The sequence below is a fragment of the Pseudarthrobacter sp. B907 genome (assembly GCF_040137805.1).
In the GTDB taxonomy this organism is placed as follows: domain Bacteria; phylum Actinomycetota; class Actinomycetes; order Actinomycetales; family Micrococcaceae; genus Arthrobacter.
The window spans coordinates 81144-101612 of record NZ_JBEEQE010000006.1; the positions used below are offsets into that span (position 1 = coordinate 81144).

Genomic DNA, 20469 nt, shown 5'->3' on the forward strand with positions numbered 1-20469 from the left:
AACGCTCCCGCCCGGTTCCTCCGCCGCCACCCCGGCGACACGCGGAAAAGCCCGGTGTGTTCCGTGAACACACCGGGCTTCCCCCGAAGTAACCGGGCGGGAAGGCCGGGGCCTTAGCGCAGGCCGAGCTCCTTGGTGGGAATCTTGAACGATTCCTTGGCGGTCAGCGCCGAGACGGCGGCGATGGCGCAGATGATCCCGGTGAAGATGGTGATCTGGACCCAGCCGCCGGGCTTGATACCGCCCATGGCCGCGACGATTGCGGGGGCGAAGCCGGCCATCAGGAAGCCGAGCTGGGTTCCGATCGCCAGGCCGGAGAAGCGGACCTTGGTGCTGAACATTTCCGCGTAGAAGGAAGGCCAGACGGCGTTGGAGGCCGCGTAGCCGAAGGAGAAGAAGCCGATCGCGGCCAGGAACATCAGCGGGACGCTGCCGGATTCGAGGCTGAGCAGGAACACCGGGGTCAGCACCGCGCTGGCCAGCGCACCGTAGATGAAGACCGGCTTGCGGCCGATCCGGTCGGCGAGCATGCCGAACAGCGGCTGGGTGCCGAGGGCGACCAGGTTGGCGCCCACCACAAGCCAGAGCGTGACAGTGCCGTCCACGTTGGCCACGTTCTTGGCGTAGCTGATGGCCAGGGTGCCGAACACGGTGGAGACGGCGGCGATGAAGGCACAGGCGACCACTCGCAGCACGTCACGCCAGTGGTGCTTGAGCAGGTCGGCGACGGGGAGCTTGGAGATCTGCGCGGACTTCTGTGCTTCCTCAAATGCCGGCGGCTCGTGCAGGGTGCGGCGGATGAAGAACGCGACCACCACAACGACGGCGCTGAGCCAGAAAGGGATGCGCCAGCCGATGCCGTACTTGACCTCGTCCGGCAGCGCCAGGACGGGGATGAAGACGAGGGCGGCGAGGATCTGGCCGCCCTGGGTGCCGGTCAGGGTCCAGGAGGTGAAGAAGGAGCGGCGGTTGTCCGGGGCGTGTTCGAGGGTCATGGAGGAGGCGCCGGCCTGCTCGCCGGCGGCGGAGAGGCCCTGGCAGAGCCGGGCGATCACCAGCAGCGCGGGCGCCCACCAGCCGACGGTCTTGAAGTCCGGCAGGCAGCCGATCACGAACGTGGAGGCGCCCATCAGCAGCAGGGTGAACATCAGGACCTTCCGGCGCCCCACCCGGTCACCGAAGTGGCCCAGGATCACGGCGCCCACCGGACGTGCCACGTAGGCGAAGCCGAAGGTGGCGAAGGACATGATCGCGGCGTTCGCGTCGGCGTCCGGGAAGAAGACCTTCGGGAAGATCAGGGCGGCGGCGGAACCGAAGATGAAGAAGTCGTAGTATTCGACGGCGCTGCCCAGGAAGCTGGCGAGGGCTGCCTTCTTTGGTGTCCCGGCCGGTGCGGCAGTGCCCGGCGTCGTAGACGGGAGTGTCTGGCTCATGGTGTTCCTTTGTGTGACGACGTTGTCGCGGATGGATCGGGAAGGTCTCACCGGCCGGTGGCTTTAAGTGTGCGGCAGCCGGTGGACCGAGGAAAGACCCGGACTAGTAGCCACATGGTGGGAGCTACTTGTGCGATGTAGCAAGCATGGCTGTGATTGCCATCACTTGTCAACAAAAATAATCATCATCTAGCAATAGCTCTCACCATGTGAGAACATCAATGCATGAGTGTGAACCAAGACACAGAGCCGGCCCCCGCGGCCGAAGCCCCCGGCGGCCCCATGGATGCGGCCGAAGATACTGCCGAGACCTCCGCCCCCGGGACAAAGAAGGCCGCCCGGGAGGATTCCCGCACGGACATGGTGGGCAAGGCCCTGGGGCTGCTGGTCCTGCTGGGGGACGAGCCCCGCGGCGCCAGTGCCGCCGAGCTCTCGCGCCGCGCCGACCTGCCGTTCAGCACCACGTACCGGCTGCTCGGCTCGCTGACCAGGGACGGCTTCGTGGACTACGAGCCGGACGGCCGCCGCTACCACCTGGGCCTGCGCGTTTTCCAGCTCGGCCAGCGGGTGTCCAACCACCACGGCTTCGCCGGCACCGCCCTTCCCATCCTGCGCCGCGTCACGGAGGAATCCGGCGAGGCCACCATCCTGTCCGTGCGCGACGGGAACCACCACCTCACCGTCAACAAGGTGGACGGCCCGCAGACCTTCCGGGTCACCTCGGACCCCGGCCACCTCGGCGCCCTGCACACCACCTCGGTAGGCAAGGCGCTCATCGCCTTTGCCGACGACGCCACACGGCGGCAGCTGGTCGGGGAGCTGGAGCTCGAGCCGCTTACTGAGTTTTCCATTACGGACCGGGACGCCTTCCGGGCCGAGATCGAGCTCGTCCGCCAGCGCGGCTACGCCACCATGGACGAGGAAAACGAGCTCGGCATGCGCGCCGTCGCCGTCCCCGTCTTCAACTCCCAGGGCCACGCCTTCGCCTCGCTGGCCACCGCGGTCCCGGTCTTCCGGATGAGCATGGAGGCCCTCGTGGCCCTGGTGCCGCTGCTCCAGTCCGCAGCGGCCGAACTTTCGGCCCGGCTGCCCCAGCAGTAGATGGCTGTGTTCGTAATAAGAACAATAGTGCAATATGTGAACACTTGCGCTAATGTAATCCCCATCACCCGGCCCGCCGCTTGCACCGTGGCCCGCCGAGTGCCGTTGTCAAAGGAGCTAGACGGATGAGCAACCGAGCAGAGTCCTTCCTCGTGGGCCTCGTAGGAGATGGCGTCACGCCGTCCCTCACGCCCCCCATGCACGAACGCGAGGGCGATGTGCAGGGCCTGCGGTACCTGTACCGCCCCATCGACCTCACCGAGCTCGGCCTCCCGGGCCAGGCCATCGGGGACCTCCTCACCTTCGCGCACCGCCTCGGCTTCAACGGCCTGAACATCACCCACCCCTGCAAACAGCTGGTGCTGCAGCACCTCGACGAGGTCTCCCCGGATGCCCGGCGCCTCGGCGCGGTCAACACGGTGACCATCCGCGACGGCCGCTTCATCGGCCACAACACCGACTTCTCCGGTTTTGCCTCCGCGCTCGCCTCCGGCCTACCGGGGGCGAAGCTGGACCGCGTGGTGCAGCTCGGCGCCGGCGGCGCCGGATCCGCCGTCGCCTACGCCCTGCTCACCGCCGGCGTCCGCCGCCTGGACCTGGTGGACACCGACTCGGCACGCTGCGCCGACCGGGCGGCCGAACTCGCCGGGTTCTTCCCGGACAGTGTGGTCACCGCGCGGACGACGGCGGAGCTCCCGGAGCTCATGCCGCTCGCCGACGGCCTGGTCCACTGCACGCCCGTGGGCATGGCCGCCCATCCGGGCGTCCCGCTGGAGACGTCCCTGCTGGAGCCCCGCCACTGGGTCGCGGACATCGTCTACCGGCCGATCGAGACCGAACTGGTCCGCGAGGCCCGCGCCCGGGGCTGCGAGGTGCTCGACGGAGGCCGGATGGCCGTGGGCCAGGCCGCCGACGCCTTCCGGATCTTCACCGGCCTCGACGCCGACGCGGACCGGATGCGCGCCCACTTCCTGGAGCTCGTCGCCGCCGAGGAGGTGGCGGCCTGATGCGCACCGGAATCGCGACCGTCTGCCTCTCCGGGACCCTGCGGGAGAAGATGCAGGCCTGCGCCATCGCCGGCTTCGACGGGATCGAGATCTTCGAGCAGGACCTCGTCACCTCGTCGCTGAGCCCGGAGCAGATCCGGTCGATGGCCGCAGACCTGGGCCTGACCCTTGACCTGTACCAGCCGTTCCGCGATTTCGACTCTGTGCCGGAGGAACTGCTCGCCGCCAACCTGCGCCGGGCCGAGGCCAAGTTCCGGCTGATGTCCCGGCTGGGCATGGACACCATCCTGGTCTGCTCCAACGTGGCCACCGCCAGCATCGACGACGACGAGCTGCGCGCCGCCCAGCTGTCCCGGCTGGCCGAACTCGCCGGCGACCACGGGGTGAAGGTCGCCTACGAGGCCCTGGCCTGGGGCAAGTACGTCAACGACTACGAGCACGCCCACCGCCTGGTGGAACTCGTGGACCACCCGAACCTGGGCACCTGCCTGGACTCGTTCCACATCCTGTCCCGGGACTGGGACACGGCGCCGATCGAGCAATTCAACCCGGAGAAGATCTTCTTCGTCCAGGTGGCGGACGCGCCGAAGCTGTCCATGGACGTGCTGTCCTGGAGCCGGCATTACCGCGTCTTCCCGGGAGAGGGCCAGTTCGAGCTCGCCAAGTTAATGGGCCACGTGGTCCGTGCCGGTTACACCGGTCCGGTCTCGCTCGAGGTCTTCAACGATGTCTTCCGGCAGTCCGACGTCGAGCGAACCGCCGTCGATGCCATGCGCTCGCTGATCTGGCTCGAGGAACAAAGCGCGCGGTGGCTGGAGGCGAACCCATCCCCGGCCGAGGCTGCTGCCGGCGCCGGCCGCCGCCGCCATCCGATGGAGCTGGCCACGCTGCCGCGGGTGGCCGAGCCGGCCGGGTTCAACTTCGCCGAGGTCCGGGCCGCCGACACCGCCGCCCTGGAGACCCTGCTGGGCCAGCTGGGTTTCGGGTTCAACGGCCGGCACCGGACCAAGAATGTGCAATTGTGGACCATGGGCCACGCACGCGTGATCATCAACGAGGAAGCCCCCGCCGCCGCGGAGACCGCCATTGCCGCGGTCGGCTTCGACGTCGATTCCCCCGTGATCGCTGCGGCCCGGGCGCAGCAGCTGAAGGCCCCCGCGGTGCCGCGCAAGAGCCAGGCGAACGAGGAGGTCTTCCAGGGCTTCGCCGCGCCGGACTCCACCGAAATCTTCCTCTGCCAGGGCAACCCGGACGGCATACCCGCCTGGGTCAGCGAATTCGGCCCCGCCGCCGGCAGCGGTTTCGGCGCCGCCGCTGGCGCCGAAACCGGGCCGGCCGCGGCTCCGCCGGCCGTGATCGACCACGTCAACCTCGCCCAGCCGTGGCAGCACTTCGACGAGGCCGTGCTCTTCTACACCAGCGCCCTGGCCCTGGAGCCGCAGCCGTACGCCGAGGTTGCCAGCCCCACCGGGCTGGTCCGCTCCCAGGTGATGACCACCCGGGACCGGGGTGTGCGGCTGGTGCTGAACCTGGCCCCGCTGCACCAGCAGGAGGCCGGCCCGGAGCCGGCCGGCAGCGCGCCCGCCGGAACCCCGCGCCGGACCTACCAGGAACACATCGCGTTCGCCGTGGACGACCTCGTGGCCACGGCCCGGGCCGCCCGCGGCCGCGGCCTGGAATTCCTGCAGATCCCGGCGAACTACTACGAGGACCTGGACGCACGGTTCGACCTGAACCCGGCGTTCCTCGCCACGCTGCGGGAGTTGAACCTGCTCTACGACCGGGACGCCGACGGCGAGTTCCTGCACTTCTACACCGCCACCGTCGGCAGCGTGTTCTTCGAAATGGTGGAACGCCGCGGCTCCTATGACGGCTACGGGGCACCCAACGCCCCGGTCCGGCACGCCGTCCAGTACGACCACCTGCACCAGCTGAAACTCACCGCCTGACCGCACCCGGCCAGGACCCACCCATCCCACCCAACGAAAGGAGGCTGCTGTGCCTGAAGAGATCAACCTCGAGATTTTCAACGCGGACCAGCTCACCGAGGACGTGTCCGACGCAGCGCCCGAGGCCACACCGAAGCCCGCCGCCAAGGCGGCCCCGGCCCTGGACACCGCCGCGGAATCGCAGCAGATCCTCAGCGACGAGATGACGGCGCTCGGGGATGCCTACGCGCAGGCGCTCCGGAACGGCGCCCCGGCGGAGACCCAGCCGCGGCTGGACTACCCGCCGTACCGCAGCAGCATCCTGCGCCACCCGACCAAGAGCCTGCAGCACGCGGACCCGGAAACCATCGAGCTGCATTCACCGGCGTTCGGGCACATGGACGTGCACGCCCTTGAAGCCGACCTCACGATCCAGCACAACGGCGAGCCGCTGGGTGAGCGGATCATCGTCTCCGGGCGGGTGCTCGACGGCGACGGCCGGCCGGTGGCGGGCCAGCTCGTGGAGATCTGGCAGGCCAACTCCTCCGGCCGCTACATCCACAAGCGCGACCAGCACCCGGCGCCGCTGGACCCGAACTTCACCGGCGTCGGCCGCTGCATCACCGGGGCGGACGGGTCCTACAGTTTCACCACGATCAAGCCCGGCGCCTACCCATGGAAGAACCACCTGAACGCCTGGCGCCCGGCGCACATCCACTTCTCGCTTTTCGGCCAGGAGTTCACCCAGCGGATCGTCACCCAGATGTACTTCCCCGGCGACCCGCTCTTCGCCCTGGACCCGATCTACCAGTCGATCGTGGACCAGGACGCCCGGGACCGGCTGGTCGCCACCTACAACCATGACCAGACCAAACCGGAATGGGCGCTGGCCTACAACTGGGACATCGTCCTGACCGGCTCGAAGCGGACCTGGACCGAAAACGAAGCATTGGGCGCGGACGGAGACGACCATGAGTAAATTGACCCCCACCCCCGGCCAGACCGTGGGCCCGTTCTACGGCTACGCCCTGCCCTACGCCAAGGACCGCGAGCTGCTGGCCCCCGGATCCGCCGGCTCCATCCGGCTCCAGGGCACCGTGTACGACGGCGCCGGCAACCCGGTCCCGGACGCCATCCTGGAGATCTGGCAGGCCGACGCCGAGGGCAACGTCCCACAGCGCACCGGCTCCCTGGTCCGCGACGGCTACACCTTCACCGGATTCGGCCGCAGCGCCGTCGGCAACACCGGCGTCTTCACCTTCACCACCGTCAACCCGGGCCCCGCCGCCCCCGGCGCCGCGCCGTTCATCTCCGTCGTGGTGTTCGCCCGCGGCCTGATGAACCGGCTCTTCACCCGGGTCTACCTGCCCGAGAACGAGGAAGCCCTCGCCGCCGACCCGCTACTGGCCTCGCTCGACCCGGAGCGCCGCCGGACCCTGATCGCCCGGCGCGACCCCGACGGCGGCCTCAGCTGGGACATCCGGCTGCAGGGCGAGGACGAGACGGTCTTCCTCGACTTCGAGGGAGCCGCGGGCGCGGGGGACGCCACGTGACCTCCCCGCACGCCGGGCCCGGCCCGGACGGCGACTTCGGCCTGCTGAGCCCGGTGTCGGCGTCGCCCCGGGTGGCTGCGCTGACCGGGGACCGGGCGGTGCTCGCCGCCCTGCTCCGGGTCGAAGCCGGCTGGGCTGCCGTCCTGGAAGAGGCGGCCCTGGTCCCGGCCGGATCCGCCGCGCTCGTGGCGGCGGCCGCCGCCGTCGACCGCTACGACGTCGCCGGGATCGCCGTCCGCGCCCAGGGCGGCGGCAACCCGGTGATCCCGCTGCTCGCCGACCTCCGCGACCAGGTCGCCGCGCTGGACTCGGCCGGCATCGGCGCCGGACGGGCCGTGCACAGCTCGTTGACCAGCCAGGACGTGCTGGACACCGCCCTGATGCTGCTGGCCGCCGGCGCCGTGCGCGAACTGCTCACCGAGACCCGCCGCACGACGGCGGCCCTGGCCGACCTTGCGCAGTGGCACCAGCGGACCTTGTGTGTGGGCCGCAGCCTGACCCAGCATTCGCTGCCGTTCAGCTTCGGCCTGAAGGCCGCGCAGTGGTTCCACGGGCTCGCCGCCGCCGCTCAGCGGCTCGAGGCTCTGGAACTGCCGGTCCAGACCGGCGGGGCCGCCGGCACCCTGGCGGCCGGTACCGTGCTGGCCGAAGGCTCGGCCCTCGGCCCGCTCGAGCTGGCCGACCGGCTCGCCGCACGGTTGGGGCTGGCCGCCGCCCCCGCCCCGTGGCACACCAACCGCCTCGCCGTCACCGCGCTCGGCGACGCCCTGGCCGCCGTGACCGACGCGGCGGGCAAGATCGCCGCCGACGTGCTGTTCCTGAGCCGGCCCGAGGTGGCCGAACTCGCCGAACCCCGGGCCGCCGGCCGCGGCGGCTCCTCGGCCATGCCGCAGAAGCAAAACCCGGTGCTGTCCGTGCTGGTGCGCAGCGCCGCCCTGCAGGCGCCGGCGCTGGCAGCCCAGCTGCACCTGGCCGCGGCCAATTTCAACGACGAACGCCCCGACGGCGCCTGGCACAGCGAGTGGACCGCGCTGCGCTCGTTGCTGCGCCTGGCCCTCGGCGCGGCAGTGCAGCTCCGCGAACTGGCGGAGGGCCTGCAGGTCTACCCGTCGGCGATGCGGCGGAACCTGGACCTCGCCGGCCCCCTGCTGCTCTCCGAGGCGGTGGGCGCCGCCGTCGGTCCGCTGCTCGGGCCGGACGGCCGGAGCCGGCTCCAGGACGTGGTGGACCAGACCCTCCAGGTGCACGCCGCCGAACAGTCCAGCTCCTACCGGAAGCTGCTCCGGGCCGCCGTCCCGGCGGAGCTGCTCTCCGACGAGCGGCTCGAGGAGCTGCTGGATCCGGCCAACTATCTGGGCCAGGCGCCCGAAATCTCGCGCCGCATCCTCGCGGCGTGGCCGGCCTTCGCGCAGCCCGGCGCCGAACCGACCGACCCCACAAGACCGACCGAAGAGAAAGGCGCCAACCGTGGCTAGACCAACCCTCAAGGCCGTACTGCTCTCGCCCGTGCGCGAGCTCGGCGACAAGCCCCTCCTCGTGCTGGGCCCGTCCCTGGGGACTTCCACACTGCTCTGGAGCCAGGCCGGCGCCCTGCTCGGCGACGACGCCGACATCGTCGCCTGGGACCTGCCCGGTCACGGCGTCTCCCCGGCCGCGGCGGAGACCTTCACCGTCGCCGAACTGGCCGACGCCGTCGTCGAGCTGGTCGATTCGATCGCCCCCGGCGCCCGGTTCCACTACGCCGGTGTGTCCCTCGGCGGTGCCACCGGCCTGCAGCTGGGCATCAAGCACGGCGAACGGCTCAAGAGCCTGTCCGTGCAGTGCACCGGCGCGAAGATCGGCACCCCCGAGGGCTGGCTGGAACGGGCCGTGACGGTCCGCAACCAGGGCACCGGTGTGATGATCGAGGGCTCCGCCCAGCGCTGGTTCGCGCCGGGCTTTATGGAGCGCGAGCCGGACCGCAGCAGCCACCTGCTGCACACCCTGCGCGACGCCGACCGCTTCAGCTACGCCTTCTGCTGCGAGGCCCTCGCCGGCTTCGACGTGCGGGACGAACTCGGCGGCATCCGGGTCCCCACCCAGGCGCTGGCCGGCGCCCAGGATACCGTCGCGCCGCCGTCGTTGGCCCGGGAGATCGTCGACGGCATCACCGCCGAGGGAGGCACGGCCAATGCGGCGACCCTGGACGGGGTGGCGCACCTGGCGCCCTTCGAGGCGCCCGGCCACGTGGCCGAACTGCTGCGCAGCCTGATCAGCTGGACCGAATCACGCGGAGCCGGCCAGTGACCGGGCCGGAGCGGACCGGGCTGGAACGGCATGGAGCAGTCCAGCCGGATGCCACCAGCCAGGAGATCTACGACGGCGGCATGGCCGTGCGCCGCGAGGTGCTCGGTGCCGCGCACGTGGACCGGGCCAACGCCGCCAAGGACTCCTTCACGGAGGACTTCCAGGACATGATCACCCGGATCGCCTGGGGCGGGATCTGGACCCGGCCAGGGCTCAGCCGGCAGATGCGCTCGGCCGTCACGATCACCGCGATGGTGGCGCACGGGCACTGGGAGGAACTGGCCATGCACATCCGCGCCGCCGTCACCAACGGCCTGAGCAGGGACGAGATCAAGGAAATCCTGCTGCAGACCGCCATCTACTGCGGGGTCCCCTCCGCCAACACCGCTTTCAAGACCGCCCAGCAGGTGTTCCGCACCATCGACGAAACTGATCCAACCGCCGCACCCCCACCCAACTGACTCGCACTTGGGGCCGTTTTCAGGGCTGAAAACGGCCTGATCTGCCAGCCAGTTGGGAGGGAACGTAACCATGAGGGACATGAGAGATGACTGAGGCTTTTTTGTACGACGCCGTGCGGACCCCGTTCGGGAAGTTCGGCGGCGGGCTCGCCGCGGTGCGACCGGATGACCTGGCCGCCCACGTGATCGGAGAGGCCGTCCGCCGAGCCCCTGGGCTCGATCCGGAGCGGATCGATGAGGTGGTGTTCGGCAACGCCAACGGCGCTGGCGAGGAGAACCGCAACGTCGCCCGGATGGGCACGCTGCTGGCCGGCCTGCCGGTCTCGGTTCCGGGGACCACGGTCAACCGGCTCTGCGGGTCCTCGCTGGACGCGGCGATCATCGCGTCCCGCCAGATCAACACGGGCGACGCGGACCTAATGCTGGTCGGCGGGGTCGAATCGATGTCCCGGGCGCCCTGGGTGCTGCCCAAGACCGAGAAACCCTACCCGGCCGGAGACCTCGCCCTGGTCTCCACCACGCTCGGCTGGCGGCTGGTGAACAAGGCCATGCGCCCGGACTGGACCGTCTCCCTGGGCGAGGCCACCGAGCGGCTCGCCGAAAAATACGGGGTCGGCCGCCAGGCTCAGGACGAATTCTCCGCCAACTCGCACAACCTGGCCGCCGCGGCCTGGGACGCGGGCTTCTACGACACCCTGGTCGCCCCGGTCCCGGGCACCGACCTGGTCCGCGACGAGGGCATCCGTCCCGGGTCCTCCGCGGAGAAACTTGCCGGGCTCAAAACCGTGTTCCGGACGGAGCAGGGCACCGTCACCGCCGGGAACGCCTCCCCGCTCTCGGACGGCGCGTCCGCGGCGTGGCTCGGCTCCGAAACCGCGGCAGGCCTGCTGGGGATGGACCCGCTGGCGCGCATCGCCGGACGCGGCGCGCACGCGAACGACCCCCAGTTTTTCGGCTACGCCCCGGTGGAGGCCGCGAACAAGGCCCTCGCGAAGGCCGGGATCGGCTGGGACCAGGTCGGCGCCGTCGAACTCAACGAGGCCTTCGCCGCGCAGTCCCTGGCCTGCATCAACGCCTGGGGCATCGACCCGGCCATCGTGAACCGGCACGGCGGCGCGATCGCGATGGGCCACCCCCTCGGCGCCTCCGGAGCCAGGATCCTGGGCACCCTGGCCCGGTCCCTGCAGGCCTCCGGGCAGCGCTGGGGCGTCGCCGCGATCTGCATCGGCGTCGGCCAGGGCCTGGCCGTCGTCCTCGAAAACGTTTCTACCGCCGTTCGGGATAACCCGTCGGCGCCGGCTGCAAAGGGCTAGGACATGCTGAACTTCATTGACACCGTGGGCGAGGCCGTAGCCGGGATCACGGACGGCTCCACGGTGATGATCGGCGGTTTCGGCAACGCCGGGCAGCCGTTCGAACTCATCGACGCCCTGCTGGACTGCGGCGCCACCGGCCTCACCGTGGTCAACAACAATGCCGGCCAGGGCGACCAGGGCCTGGCCCTGCTGATCAAGGAAGGCCGGGTAAAGAAAATGATCTGCTCCTTCCCGCGGCAGTCCGATTCGTGGCACTTCGACGCGAAGTTCCGCGCCGGCGAGATCGAGCTGGAGCTGGTGCCGCAGGGGAACCTGGCCGAGCGGATCCGGGCCGCCGGCGCCGGGATCGGTGGCTTCTTCACCCCCACCGGCTACGGCACCATGCTGGCCGAGGGCAAGGAAACCCGCTTCCTGGACGGCAAATGGCAGGTCTTCGAAACGCCCATCCACGCCGACGTCGCGCTGATCAAAGCGCTCACGGCCGACCGGAAGGGCAACCTCGTCTACCGCAAGACCGCCCGCAACTTCGGCCCTATCATGGCGGCGGCCGCCAAACACACGATCGTCCAGGTCTCCGAAATCGTCCCCACCGGCGGCCTGGACCCGGAAAACGTTGTGACCCCCGGAATCTACGTCAACAGCATCGTGAAGGTGGCCTGAGATGAGCCTCAAGACGAGTATCCAGACCTCGGACGCGCCGCTGGGCCGCGACGACCTTGCCCGCCTGGTGGCCCGGGACATCAAACCCGGCTCGTTCGTGAACCTGGGCATCGGCCAGCCCACCCTGGTCTCGAACTACCTCGAGCCGGAGCAGAACGTCACGCTCCACACCGAGAACGGCATGCTGGGCATGGGCCCGGAGGCCACCGGGGAACAGGTCGACGGCGACCTCATCAACGCGGGCAAGGTCCCGGTGACGGAGCTGCCGGGCGCGTCCTACTTCCACCACGCGGACTCCTTCGCGATCATGCGCGGCGGGCACCTGGACATCTGCGTGCTCGGCGCGTTCCAGGTCTCCGCCACCGGGGACCTTGCCAACTGGCACACCGGCGCCGCGGATGCGATTCCCGCCGTCGGCGGCGCCATGGACCTGGCGACCGGCGCGAAGGACGTCTTTGTGATGATGACGCTGCTGACCCGCGAGGGAGTGTCCAAGCTGGTGGAGTCCTGCAGCTATCCGCTCACCGGAATCGGCTGCGTGACCAGGGTCTACACGGACAAGGCGGTCTTCCTGACCGGCCCCGACGGCGTCCAGGTGCGCGAGACCTTCGGCTGCACCCTCGAGGAGCTGCAGGCCCTGGTGCCGGTGCCGCTCACCGCCGCCGGACCCTAAGCCTCCGTATAAAGTGATGCGTGATCGAGAGGCGTTAAATGACTGAGGCAGCAAAGGGCACCCGGGCCGACGGGGCGCCCGCGGCCAGCGACCAGTACGTCCAGTCGCTGGCAAGGGGACTGGCGGTGATCCGGTCCTTCGACTCGGAGCACCCGCTGATGACGCTGACCGAGGTGGCGGCCCGGACGGACCTGACCCGGGCCACCGCGCGCCGCTTCCTGCACACCCTCGTCGAGCTCGGGTACGTCCGCACCGACGGCAAGGCCTTCGCGCTGACCGCCAAGGTGCTCCAGCTTGGCTACGCCTACCTCTCCGGGCTGTCGCTGCCGCAAATCGCCCAGCCGCACCTGGAGGAGCTCTCGCTCAAGCTGGGAGAGTCGACGTCGGCCGCCGTGCTGGACGGCACTGACATCGCCTACATTGCCCGGGTCGCCACGCGCCGGATCATGACCGTCGGCATTACCGTGGGCACCCGGTTTCCGGCGTACGCCACCTCCATGGGCCGGGTGCTGCTGGCCGCCCTCCCGCCGGCGCGGCTCAAGGAGTACCTGGCCGCGGCCGAACTGCGGCCCCTCACACCACGCGCGATCGGCACCCCCGAAGAACTCGTGGCGGAGCTGGACACCGTCCGCGGCCAGGGCTGGTGCCTGCTGGACCAGGAACTGGAGCTGGGGCTGATGTCCCTGGCCGCGCCGATCCACGACGGGCCCAAGGTGGTCGCCGCCATCAACGTCTCGCTGCAGGCCCAGGCCGTCGCGGCGCAGCCGGACCCGGCGGCCTACCTGGAGTCAGTCCGCGAGGCCGCCGTCGCCACCGCGGAGCTCATTTCGGCCGACCTCTCCGCCGGAGGCTGATCCGGCGCAGGGCCCGTGCCGATACCCCGGCCTAGCCCCGGCGGGCCTGGGCGAACAGCTGCCGCAGCGTAAAGAAGCAGCCCAGGGCGCTGAACAGCAGCGCCATGAGGAATTCACCCTTGAGGTCCTCGATCAGGTCCGGGTTGCTCGTCAGGTTGTAGCCCAGGAGGTCCCATGCCTCGGGTTGGGCCAGCATCGCCAGCGGTGAATCGCCCACGTAGTCGGCCAGGTCCACCCAGATGCTGGCCAGGAATGACAGCAGCACCGTCACGATTGTCACGCCCACAACCACCCACGCGCCATGCTTGGTCATGTTTGAGCCGCGGCCCGCCATGCTGCCGGCGAGATACAGCCGGGCGGCTCCTGCCGCGGTTACGAAGGCAACGATTGACCCCATCCACCCCAGCTTCCACAGGAGCAGCCAGAGTCCGACGCCGACCGGCACCACGGCGAGGGCAAAGACCGTGCCGCGCACCGTGCTATCCAGGGACTCCGGCCGGACCGGGGGGAGGGGCACGGGGAGGGGGAGGGGCAACGCGGGCAGCTGCGCATGCCGGTGTTCCGCGGAATCCGGCCAGGGCGCGCCGTCGGGCCACCGCTGGCCGTAGCGCGGCTCGGCCGGCCCAAAGGATTCGGATTTTTTTTTCGGCGTCAAAATCTGCGCGCTCTGTCATCATTCCCCCAAATGAGATGAGTGTCCCGGTCATCGATGTGCCGGTAAGTCCCGCCCAGTCTGGCACAAGGCGGCCCGAAAATGAGGATTTTGGCGGCATTGTTTCGGCCGGGACGGTGCTGCCGTGATTCCCGGACCTCTTGCGCCAGGTTCCAGCCCCGCCCCGATAGGATTTCCCTGCGGGACCCATCCCGACCACTTGCCCGAAGGACGCCATGCCACAGACCAATGCCGCGCAGGACACCCCCGGCCAGGACGCCCCCGTCCAGCCCAAGCGCGCCGCCGTGATCATCAACCCCATGAAATCCTCCGGCGAGGACTTCAAAGCGTCGTTCTACCGGCTCTGCGAAACACAGGGCTGGAGCGAACCGCTGTGGCTCGAGACCACCGCCGAGGACACCGGCCTGGGCCAGGCCCGCCAGGCGCTCGAGGCGGGGGTCGACGTCGTGATCGCCGCCGGCGGCGACGGCACGGTCCGCTGCGTGGCCGAGGTCCTCGCGGGCACCGGGACGCCGATGGGCCTGGTCCCGATGGGCACCGGGAACCTGCTGGCCCGCAACATCGGCGTCGACATCACCGATCCGGTGGCCGCCAGCTATGACGTCCTGAACGGCAGCGACATCAAGGTGGACGTGGTGAAGGCCAGCCTGGACCATGCCGAGGACGAACAGGTCTTCCTGGTCATGGCCGGCCTTGGCTACGACGCGGCGATCATGGCGAACACCGTAGACGAGCTCAAGGACCGCGTGGGCTGGCTCGCGTATGTGGAAGCCGGCATCCGGCACCTGCCCGGCAAGCCCGTCAAGGCCCACATCAGCATCGACGGGCAGCACCCGGTCCGCCGCCGGATCCGCAGCGTGATGGTGGGCAACTGCGGCAAGATCACCGGAGGCGTGGAAGTCTTCCCCGACGCCAAGATTGATGACAACATTCTGGACGTCCTGATCCTGGCCCCGGCGGGCAGGCTCGGCTGGTTCAGCGTGGTGGCCGGCATGTTCGGGCGGAAGAACAGCAAGAACAAGTCGGTGGAGTACTTCGCTGGGAAGACCGCGGAAATCAGCCTCGACCATGAGCAGGAGTTCCAGCTCGACGGCGACCACATCGGCAAGGCCAAGCACCTCAAGGTCACTGTGGAGCACGAGGCGCTGGCCATCCGGATGACGAAGGCGGCTTAGCCCTCCGCCGCGGGGACCTGCCGGTAGGCGAGGATCTCGGCGAGCTCGGCCAGCCGGTGGGCCCGCGCGGATTCCGCGGGGGTGAACGGCTCGCCGGGCCGGATGAAGCTGATCGGGCCGTGCCAGGCGGTTGGGATCCGCAGCAGCGTGCCGTCCCGCGGGTCCTGGAACGGCGGCCCCGGGTCCGATCCCGGCAGCGCAACGATCCGCGCCCGCAGCAGCTCCGCCACGGCCAGCGGCAGCTCGGCGGGATGGGCGGCGATCCGGGCCGCGAGGCTCAGGGCGCCGGTCTGCCCGTCGGCCATGGCCAGGGCGGTGGTGGGCCAGACCTGCGGCTCGCGGCCGCCGCCCTCGCGCAGGGCCCGCAGCAGCCCGGCCTCGCCCACCTCCCCCGGGGCGAGGACAAATTCGTCCAGGACGCCGCCCGGCACGTGGTGGACATGGATGCTCAGGATGTTCGTCTCCAGCCCGGCCAGGGCCTGTGTGAGCTTCTGCAGGGCCCCGGGCCGGTCCCGCAGCACCGTGCGCGCCCGCCACAGGGCCGGTGCTGCGCCGAGCCGGCTGCGGTGCCGCAGGGCCGGGGCGTGGAGCCAGCGCCGCAGCATCCGCGCCGCCGAGGGCTCGGCCACCCAGATCACCAGCACCGTGGCGGTCAGCGTGAGTACCAGCACTTTGGACAGGTAGGGCAGGTGCGTCTCGACGACGGCGGCGTGCACCAGCAGCTCGATCGGAAGCATCACGGCGATGTTGGCCAGGGTCAGCCGCGCCTTGGTGGGTTCGGGCATCTGGCCGCAGACCTCGCAGCTCAACTCCGCCGGCGTTGGGGGGACGGTCCCGGCCGGCGTTGCACGGTTTGCTCTGGGCTTCATGCTCCCATCGTGTCCGCCGGCTGTTTCGGGCCGGTTGCCGATGGATGAAGATTTACGTCCCGGCCCGGGAGCTGCGGACCGGGCGGGTCAGCGGCTGCGTTCGCCGGAGTACTCGGCCGTACGGCTGCCGGGGGCATCCGCGCCGCCGTCGCGTCCGACCGGCCCGCCGCCGCCGGCGTCGTTTCCCGGCTTCGCGCCGGTTCCGGCCAGCGAAGCCAGCAGGTCGCGGATCTCCGCCAGCAGCGCGGTGTCCGGCGGGAGGGGCTTCTCCTCCGGCTCGGCGGTGGCCAGGCGCTGCTTGACCATCCGGTTGATCCGGTTCATCGGCGCCACGAAGATGAAGTACACCACCGCGGCGGTGATCATAAAGGTCACAAAGGCCGTCACGACCGCCCCGATATTGACGAAGGTCTTCTCGTTGCCGGGCCAGACGTAGAAGCCGAGTCCGTGCGTCTCGACGCCGCCGGCGGCCGCAATGACCGGGTTGATGATGTTTGTGGTGAAGGCCGTGACCAGCGCGGTGAAGGCCGTGCCGACCACGACGGCGATGGACAGTTCGATCACATTGCCGCGCAGGATGAAATCCTTGAATCCTTTGAGCATGGTGTCCTCTCGAATGGTGTTTCAACCGCTAGACGCTACCACCTCGACCCCCAACCAAAACTTCCGTTCAACGGAATCCGAGGCCCGGAATGTCCCGCTGCTGGCGTACGATTCAACCGGATGCCAGTGCCGCCGTCGTTCCCTGAACCGAATGCAAAGGAAGGCCCATCCCGCCCGTGAAGCCCGCGACGTTGCTCGCCGACATGTTCACCATGGCTCCGGCCAACAAGGATCACCAGGTCGCGGTCCGGTGCGCCGTTGGCGTCTTTGTCCCGCTGCTGAGCCTGGTGCTGCTGGGCCGCCTGGATCTGGCCATCTTTGCCTCCTTTGGCGCCTTCACCGGAATCTACGGCCGGAACGAGCCCCACGGCCGGCGGTTGATCCTCCAGTTGCGGGCCGGCGCGCTGATGCTGGCCGTGATCCTGCTCGGCGCCCTGACGGCCCGGGCCGGGGAAGTGTTCGCCCTCACTCCATCCGGCAGCACCTGGCTGCAGGTCCTTGCCACCACGCTGGTGGCCGGCGGCTGCTCGCTGATTGTCGCCTGGTGGCGGCTCCGGCCGGCGGGATCGCTGTTCCACATCTTCGCCTTCGCGGCAATCGCCTCGATCCACAACCAGCCGCCGCTGTGGCAGGGCATGCTGGTCGCCGCCCTGACGGTGGGGTTCTCGCTGCTGGTCGGCCTGTCCTCCCGCGTCCTCCCGAGCCGCCGCCAGCCATGGTCCTGGCCCCGGCCGGCCAGGCTCTCCGGCGTGGAGCACCGCGTTGCCCGGCTTGAAGCGGTGGGATACCTCGTGGCGGCGGGGCTGGCCGGCACCCTTGCCACCCTGATCGGGGAGTGGCTCGGCTTCGGCCACAACTACTGGGCCATGGTGGCCGCCGTCGTCCCGCTGGTGGGGCACACCACGCGGCACCGCCTCAGCCGCGGCCTGCAGCGCATCATCGGGACCGCCCTGGGGCTGGTCCTGCTCGCCCTGATCCTGCTGCTGGAACCCGCCCCCTGGCAGACCGTGCTGGTGATCGCCGCCTGCCAGTTCGGCGCCGAAATGTTCATCGCCCGCCAATATGTGCTGGCCCAGGTCTTCGTCACCCCTTTGGCCCTGATTTCGACCCTGTTGGTGGCCCCAGTGCCGGCGGGAACGCTGCGGGACCGCTTCCTGGAGACCGTCATCGGGGCCACCGTCGGCGTCGCCGTGGTGCTGGCTCCGGCCGTGTGGCGCCGGCTCAGCGCGGGTGGCCATTCAATGGAAGACTGATACCAGGCACAGCAACAGCTTGGGGAAGCAGGACGGATGGCTAATTCCCGCACCGGGGACTCGGTAGTGGACCGCGTGGTGCGCCTGATCGAGGCGTTCCCCGAGGGCTCGACGGCCCTGCAGCTCTCCGACCTCGCGGACCGTGCCGGCCTGCCCCTGACGACGGCGCACCGGCTGGTCCGGCAGCTGGCCGGGCACGGCCTCGTGGAGCTGGGCGGCGGGGGATCGGTCCGGCTGGGGCTGCGGCTGTGGGAGCTGGTGAACCGGAATTCCCCCACCCTGGCCCTGCGGCAGGCGGCCATGCCCTTTATGGAGGACATCCAGCAGGTGCTCCACCAGAACGTGAACCTCGCCGTGCTGGACGGTTGGGAGGCCCTGTTCGTGGAACGGTTGTCCCGTCGCGGCTCAGTGGCGAACCGCGCCCAGATCGCCGGCCGGATGCCCGTGCACCTCTCCTCGGCCGGACTGGCTTTGATGGCCCACCAGCCGGCCCCTGTGCAGGCGGAGTACCTGCGCCAGTTCACCGATCCCGCGGGCAGGGTGCGCGCCGCGGACGTCCGTGCGCTCCTGGCCGAGGTGGCCGGCCAGGGTTTTGCCGAGCTGGCCGGAGTGGTGGATCCCGACACCTGGGGAATCGCCGTTCCGGTGCTGGACGGCCGGAAGCGCGCTGTGGCGGCACTCGGCGTCGTGGTCCCGCTGCGGGAGGTGCGGCTGCAGGCGCTGGTCCCGGCCCTGCAGACCGCGGCCCGCGGCATCGGCCGGCGGCTAGGGGACGCCCGCGCGGCCGCTGATTTCCGTTCAACGGAAAGCCTGTAACGCGGATCACCCCGGTGGGCGCACACTGTAGCCAGAGAAAGCACCGGCCCCGGACGCCCAGCAGTCCCGGCCCCGCAACGAAGCGAGGACACCATGGCAAACCGCAAAGTCATCACCACCCAGGTCGCGATCATGGGGGCCGGCCCGGCAGGGCTGATGCTCTCGCACCTGCTGGCCAAAGAGGGCATCGAATCCACCGTGATCGAGATCCGCAGCCACCAGGCAATCTCCGAAACCGTCCGTGCGGGCATCCTGGAACACGGCTCCGTAAACCTGCTCGTGGACAGCGACGTCTCCGACCGTGTCCTGCGTGACGGCGACCGCCACGACGGCATCGAACTGCGCTTCAACGGCGAAAGCCACCGGATCGACTTCCAGGACCTCGTCGGCGAGTCGGTCTGGCTCTATCCCCAGACCGACGTTTTCCTCGACCTCGCCGCACGGCGCCGGGCGGACGGCGGCGATGTCCGGTACAGCGTCACCGACACCACCATCTACGACCTTGAGGGCGACCCAAAGGTCTGGTTCACCGATGCCGACGGAGTGGAATGGGAGCTGCAGGCCGACTTCATCGCCGGCGCAGACGGCTCCCGCAGCCACAGCCGGTTCCAGATCCCGGAGGCCCAGCGCAAGTGGTACTTCCACGAATACCCCTTCGCCTGGTTCGGGATCCTGGCCGAGGCGCCGCGCAGCTCCGACGAACTGATCTACGCCAACTCCGAGAACGGCTTCGCCCTGATCAGCCAACGGACCGAGACCGTCCAGCGAATGTACTTCCAGTGCGACCCCAACGAGAACGTCAACGACTGGAGCGAGGACCGGATCTGGGACGCCTTCCGCAGCCGCGTCAACGGCAACGGCTTCGAACTCAAGGAGGGACCCGTTATTGACAAGACCGTCCTGAAGTTCCGCAGCTTTGTGCACGCCCCGATGCGCCACGGCAAGCTCTTCCTCGCCGGCGACGCAGCCCACACCGTCCCGCCCACCGGGGCCAAGGGCCTGAACCTCGCGCTGCACGATGTCAAGGTGCTTTTTGAGGGCCTCGACAGCTTTTACAAGACCGGCTCCACCAGGCTCCTGGACCTGTACAGCGACCGCGCCCTGGACCGGGTATGGAAGGCGCAGCACTTCTCCTACTGGATGACCTCCATGCTCCACACCCCGACCGACGCCGACGACTTCGCCCGCGCCCGGCAGCTCGGCGAGCTCAGCTCCGTGGTGTCCTCGAGGCACGGCCGCGCCTACCTTGCGGAGGCCTACACGGGCTGGCCGGCAGGACGCTAGGGCGGCCGCGGCAGGGCGCAAAATTCCGTCGACACCACCCCGGGCCAGGACTAGCCTTTAACCGTCCCAGCATGACCCCAACAAGGACGACGGAGAGGTGTCCGATCATGGGAAGCACGGAGAATATCGAGCTGGTCCGGCGAGGGTACGAGGCCTTCAACGCCGGGGATATGGCGACCCTCAACGAGCTGTTCGCGGAGGACGCAGTCTGGTACGTGGCCGGCAGCGGCGTGCTCTCGGGAACGAAACAGGGCCGCGACGCCGTCCTGGCCTACTTCGGGGAACTGGGAGCACGCACCCAGGGTGACTTCCAGGCCAGGGTCCAGGACATCGTCGGCGGCGAGGACCACACAGTCGCGATCCAGCAAACACACGGAACCAACAACGGCAAGACTCTGGATATGTCCACCGTCATCACGTTTGTGGTCCGTGACGGAAAAATCGCCGAGGGCAGGGAGTATTTCGAGGACACGGCCAGGGCGGACGATTTCTGGGTCTAGCCCGTGCCGACACCCTACTTGGGC

Annotated in this window: 21 protein-coding genes; 17 read left to right on the forward strand and 4 right to left on the reverse strand. The window is 69.5% G+C overall.

Going from position 1 to position 20469, the window contains the following annotated elements:
* Positions 1-113 precede the first annotated feature (113 nt).
* Positions 114-1433 (reverse strand): MFS transporter, encoded by a 1320-nt coding sequence (locus tag ABLI39_RS07085; RefSeq protein ID WP_349412730.1) that lies wholly within the window; start codon positions 1431-1433, stop codon positions 114-116.
* Between the two features lie 282 nt (positions 1434-1715).
* Between ABLI39_RS07085 and ABLI39_RS07090 the strand changes: the two genes are divergently transcribed.
* The 12 genes from ABLI39_RS07090 to ABLI39_RS07145 all read left to right on the forward strand — a co-directional run bounded on the left by ABLI39_RS07090 (position 1716) and on the right by ABLI39_RS07145 (position 13272).
* Positions 1716-2534 (forward strand): IclR family transcriptional regulator, encoded by an 819-nt coding sequence (locus ABLI39_RS07090; protein WP_502935204.1) that lies wholly within the window; start codon positions 1716-1718, stop codon positions 2532-2534.
* A 125-nt stretch (positions 2535-2659) separates the two neighbouring features.
* On the forward strand, positions 2660-3541 hold the full coding sequence (locus tag ABLI39_RS07095) for a shikimate dehydrogenase (protein WP_349412731.1): 882 nt from the start codon (positions 2660-2662) through the stop codon (positions 3539-3541).
* Positions 3541-5490 (forward strand): sugar phosphate isomerase/epimerase and 4-hydroxyphenylpyruvate domain-containing protein, encoded by a 1950-nt coding sequence (locus ABLI39_RS07100; protein ID WP_349412732.1) that lies wholly within the window; start codon positions 3541-3543, stop codon positions 5488-5490. Before ABLI39_RS07095 ends, ABLI39_RS07100 begins: the two co-directional genes overlap by 1 nt.
* A 49-nt stretch (positions 5491-5539) precedes the next feature.
* The gene (pcaH, locus tag ABLI39_RS07105; RefSeq protein WP_502935200.1) at positions 5540-6448 is read left to right on the forward strand and encodes a protocatechuate 3,4-dioxygenase subunit beta; all 909 of its coding nucleotides are present in this window, start codon (positions 5540-5542) and stop codon (positions 6446-6448) included.
* Positions 6441-7022, forward strand: coding sequence for a protocatechuate 3,4-dioxygenase subunit alpha (gene pcaG, locus ABLI39_RS07110; RefSeq protein ID WP_349412733.1), 582 nt, complete (start codon positions 6441-6443; stop codon positions 7020-7022). Before pcaH ends, pcaG begins: the two co-directional genes overlap by 8 nt.
* Positions 7019-8497, forward strand: coding sequence for a lyase family protein (locus ABLI39_RS07115; RefSeq protein WP_349412734.1), 1479 nt, complete (start codon positions 7019-7021; stop codon positions 8495-8497). The genes pcaG and ABLI39_RS07115 overlap by 4 nt, the downstream gene beginning before the upstream one ends.
* Entirely contained in the window at positions 8490-9308 is an 819-nt protein-coding gene (locus tag ABLI39_RS07120; protein WP_349412735.1) for an alpha/beta fold hydrolase, read from the forward strand. The genes ABLI39_RS07115 and ABLI39_RS07120 overlap by 8 nt, the downstream gene beginning before the upstream one ends.
* A complete protein-coding gene (pcaC, locus tag ABLI39_RS07125) occupies positions 9305-9769 on the forward strand; it encodes a 4-carboxymuconolactone decarboxylase (RefSeq protein WP_349412736.1) in 465 nt (154 codons plus the stop codon). The genes ABLI39_RS07120 and pcaC overlap by 4 nt, the downstream gene beginning before the upstream one ends.
* 86 nt (positions 9770-9855) lie before the next feature.
* Positions 9856-11082 carry a thiolase family protein gene (locus ABLI39_RS07130; protein ID WP_349412737.1) on the forward strand — a complete coding sequence of 409 codons (1227 nt, stop codon included), beginning with the start codon at positions 9856-9858 and terminating at the stop codon, positions 11080-11082.
* 3 nt (positions 11083-11085) lie between these two features.
* Positions 11086-11745 carry a 3-oxoacid CoA-transferase subunit A gene (locus ABLI39_RS07135; protein WP_349412738.1) on the forward strand — a complete coding sequence of 220 codons (660 nt, stop codon included), beginning with the start codon at positions 11086-11088 and terminating at the stop codon, positions 11743-11745.
* A gap of 1 nt (position 11746) precedes the next feature.
* On the forward strand, positions 11747-12418 hold the full coding sequence (locus ABLI39_RS07140) for a 3-oxoacid CoA-transferase subunit B (protein WP_349412739.1): 672 nt from the start codon (positions 11747-11749) through the stop codon (positions 12416-12418).
* Between the two features lie 38 nt (positions 12419-12456).
* Positions 12457-13272: an IclR family transcriptional regulator domain-containing protein gene (locus tag ABLI39_RS07145; RefSeq protein ID WP_349412740.1), complete on the forward strand. Its 816-nt coding sequence runs from the start codon at positions 12457-12459 to the stop codon at positions 13270-13272.
* A gap of 31 nt (positions 13273-13303) precedes the next feature.
* Here the strand turns inward: ABLI39_RS07145 and ABLI39_RS07150 are convergent, their stop codons facing one another.
* Complete coding sequence (locus ABLI39_RS07150) at positions 13304-13789, reverse strand: hypothetical protein (RefSeq protein ID WP_349412741.1); 486 nt, start codon at positions 13787-13789, stop codon at positions 13304-13306.
* A 371-nt stretch (positions 13790-14160) separates the two neighbouring features.
* On the opposite strand from ABLI39_RS07150, the gene ABLI39_RS07155 reads away from it, so the two are divergent.
* Positions 14161-15120 carry a diacylglycerol/lipid kinase family protein gene (locus ABLI39_RS07155; protein WP_349412742.1) on the forward strand — a complete coding sequence of 320 codons (960 nt, stop codon included), beginning with the start codon at positions 14161-14163 and terminating at the stop codon, positions 15118-15120.
* Here ABLI39_RS07155 and ABLI39_RS07160 read toward each other — a convergent pair.
* Positions 15117-15989 (reverse strand): amino acid-binding protein, encoded by an 873-nt coding sequence (locus tag ABLI39_RS07160; protein ID WP_349412743.1) that lies wholly within the window; start codon positions 15987-15989, stop codon positions 15117-15119. The genes ABLI39_RS07155 and ABLI39_RS07160 overlap by 4 nt on opposite strands.
* 87 nt (positions 15990-16076) lie before the next feature.
* Positions 16077-16592, reverse strand: a complete 516-nt coding sequence (mscL, locus tag ABLI39_RS07165) for a large conductance mechanosensitive channel protein MscL (RefSeq protein WP_349412744.1) — start codon at positions 16590-16592, stop codon at positions 16077-16079.
* A 212-nt stretch (positions 16593-16804) separates the two neighbouring features.
* On the opposite strand from mscL, the gene ABLI39_RS07170 reads away from it, so the two are divergent.
* The 4 genes from ABLI39_RS07170 to ABLI39_RS07185 all read left to right on the forward strand — a co-directional run bounded on the left by ABLI39_RS07170 (position 16805) and on the right by ABLI39_RS07185 (position 20445).
* A complete protein-coding gene (locus tag ABLI39_RS07170) occupies positions 16805-17845 on the forward strand; it encodes an FUSC family protein (RefSeq protein WP_349412864.1) in 1041 nt (346 codons plus the stop codon).
* A 36-nt stretch (positions 17846-17881) separates the two neighbouring features.
* Positions 17882-18661, forward strand: a complete 780-nt coding sequence (locus ABLI39_RS07175) for an IclR family transcriptional regulator (protein WP_349412745.1) — start codon at positions 17882-17884, stop codon at positions 18659-18661.
* A gap of 93 nt (positions 18662-18754) precedes the next feature.
* Positions 18755-19945 (forward strand): 4-hydroxybenzoate 3-monooxygenase, encoded by a 1191-nt coding sequence (locus ABLI39_RS07180; protein WP_349412746.1) that lies wholly within the window; start codon positions 18755-18757, stop codon positions 19943-19945.
* Positions 19946-20052: 107 nt separating this feature from the next.
* On the forward strand, positions 20053-20445 hold the full coding sequence (locus ABLI39_RS07185) for a nuclear transport factor 2 family protein (RefSeq protein WP_349412747.1): 393 nt from the start codon (positions 20053-20055) through the stop codon (positions 20443-20445).
* Positions 20446-20469: the final 24 nt, after the last annotated feature.